This window comes from Sporomusa malonica (genome assembly GCF_900176355.1).
GTDB lineage: Bacteria > Bacillota > Negativicutes > Sporomusales > Sporomusaceae > Sporomusa > Sporomusa malonica.
The window spans coordinates 1-2,013 of the sequence record NZ_FWXI01000058.1 but is presented as its reverse complement, the minus strand read 5'-3'; the positions used below and the strand labels follow the sequence as shown (position 1 = coordinate 2,013).

Genomic DNA, 2,013 nt, shown 5'->3' with positions numbered 1-2,013 from the left:
AGCGGCACAGCGACACTAAAGTCTGGAAACGATACCAATATTATTGGCTCCCAGGTCAAAGGCGAAAAAGTTGTGGCCGATATAGGTGGCAATCTAAATATTGTCAGTCAGCAGGACAGAGATATCTTCACATCGAAGAATCAGAGTGCGGGCTTTGGTTTTGGAACCGATAAAATTAGCGGCACTCATGGTTCTGTCAGCGCAGGCAAAACCAACTCCGAATACAACAGCGTTGTTGAACAGGCTGGTATCTACGCCGGAAAAGATGGTTTTGACATCACGGTAGAGAAGAATACTGACCTTACGGGTGCGGTTATTAGCAGTGAGGCTCCAGCAGTAAAGAATGCTTTAAAAACCGGCACCATAACCTTCTCGAATCTAGAGAACAGAGCCAAGTATCAAGCAAATAGCGTTGGAGTTGGCTACGCAGCAGGTAAGGACGCTAACGGTAATGATGTAGCTAAAAAGGATCAAGGTTTAACTCCAAACATTGGTGTGACAGCTTCTGGAGAAGATAGCAGTACTACAAAATCAGCAATATCTCCAGGAACTATCGAAGTACGGAGTAATCCGAATCAGGATTTAAGTGGATTAAGTCGTGACCCAGAAGGAGCAGTAAATGCTTTAGGAAAGATATTTGATAAAAAGACGGTTCAGGAAAAACAGGAATTAGCTAAAGTATTTGGCGAAGTAGCGTATGAAGAAATTCATAAATTAAGTGTTGCTAATGCTTGGGTAGAAGGAGGACCGGAAAAAACTGCTCTTCATGCTTTAGTAGGTGGTCTTATGGCTCAAATGGGTGGAGGGAGTTTTGGTTCCGGTGCTGTTGGTGCTGGTGTCAACGAAGCTATCCAAGGTGAGCTAGCTAAAATAAAAGATCCTGCCTTACATCAATGGGCTAGTGCACTTGTAGGCGCAGCAGCGGCAAAAACTGTTGGTGGTAATGCTCAGACGGGAGTTTCAACTGCAGTTAGTGGTACGAAGAATAATTTCCTTGTGGCAGTGCCTGTTGTAATAGAAGGAGTCGAAGTTTTAGTTGCCGCTACTGTTTTAGCAACGCCTGAAGGCAAAAAGTTAGTTGATGCGACTGGTAAAGTTATAGGCACTTGGATTGATGAAACACACTCATGGGTAAGTAATAAGTATCAACAGTACATTACAAGCTCAACGTATGAAGACGCAATAGATAACAGCTTGCCGACAAATAAGCATACTGTAAGTGAAAGACGTAGTTTGCCAAAAACAGGAGAACCTAATTCGTCTGTAGATCTTCTTAATCCTGACGGAAGTGTTAAACAAAGAAGATATTACGATAAGGATGGTAATGCTGATTGGGATGTAGATTATAACCATTCTGATGATGGAACTCATACATTCCCACATAAACATAAGTGGGGAGAAGATGGAAGGGGAGATCCAGAGTAGTATGAAGAACTATGATTATAAGTTGCTATTAGAGGATTTAGGAGAAGGACGAGAGATAGAGTTCAAATATAATGAAGCTTCATATGGAATTGTTCACTTTTCTGAGGGGTGGTTTTTTGTAGCTGATAATAAGCGAATAAGTGAATATTATAAGAATCCTCACGAATTGGTAGAAACGATATGCATAGGTGGAAAAAAACTCGAAGAACTATTTAATGGTGGCGTGATACCTGATGAAGGATTCTACATCTTATAGTCATAAATTGTTGCAAAATAAGTAAAACTCATAAAAGCGAGGTCCAACGGACGTAAAAATCCGCTGACCTCTCTTTTTCCGGAAAATCGTAAGGTCGTTTATTCATCAGCACTCACCACTACAAAGGGTATAATAATAAAACAAAATCCGCCTTATTCCATAATCATCGGAATAACGGCGGATTTTGCTTTGAGGTTGTGACACGAATTGTTAAACTGCTAAATCAAGAGGTAAGTCTGAAATATCTTTCAACCTTTTACCGTTTACCATAATGTCCAACATATCCATTGCGTCCAAAAAAGACAAAGCAGAAGACAAAGCAGAAGACAAAG

Annotated in this window: 3 protein-coding genes; 2 read left to right on the top strand and 1 reads right to left on the bottom strand. The window is 40.7% G+C overall.

The features are described from left to right. Both B9A22_RS24745 and B9A22_RS24740 read left to right on the top strand, forming a co-directional pair. Positions 1–1,425: hemagglutinin repeat-containing protein (locus tag B9A22_RS24745; protein ID WP_217806062.1), on the top strand; the 1,425-nt coding region annotated here is incomplete at its 5' end. A 1-nt stretch (position 1,426) separates the two neighbouring features. After that, positions 1,427–1,681, top strand: coding sequence for a hypothetical protein (locus tag B9A22_RS24740; protein WP_084578588.1), 255 nt, complete (start codon positions 1,427–1,429; stop codon positions 1,679–1,681). 210 nt (positions 1,682–1,891) lie between these two features. On the opposite strand, the gene B9A22_RS26660 is transcribed toward B9A22_RS24740, so the two are convergent. Continuing rightward, positions 1,892–1,978 (bottom strand): NgoMIV family type II restriction endonuclease, encoded by an 87-nt coding sequence (locus B9A22_RS26660; protein WP_425441432.1) that lies wholly within the window; start codon positions 1,976–1,978, stop codon positions 1,892–1,894. Positions 1,979–2,013 lie beyond the last annotated feature (35 nt).

Bases quoted from the DNA above. Each gene is read 5' to 3' on its own strand.
- B9A22_RS24740 (WP_084578588.1), top strand. From the start codon at position 1,427: ATGAAGAACTATGATTATAAGTTGCTATTAGAGGATTTAGGAGAAGGA.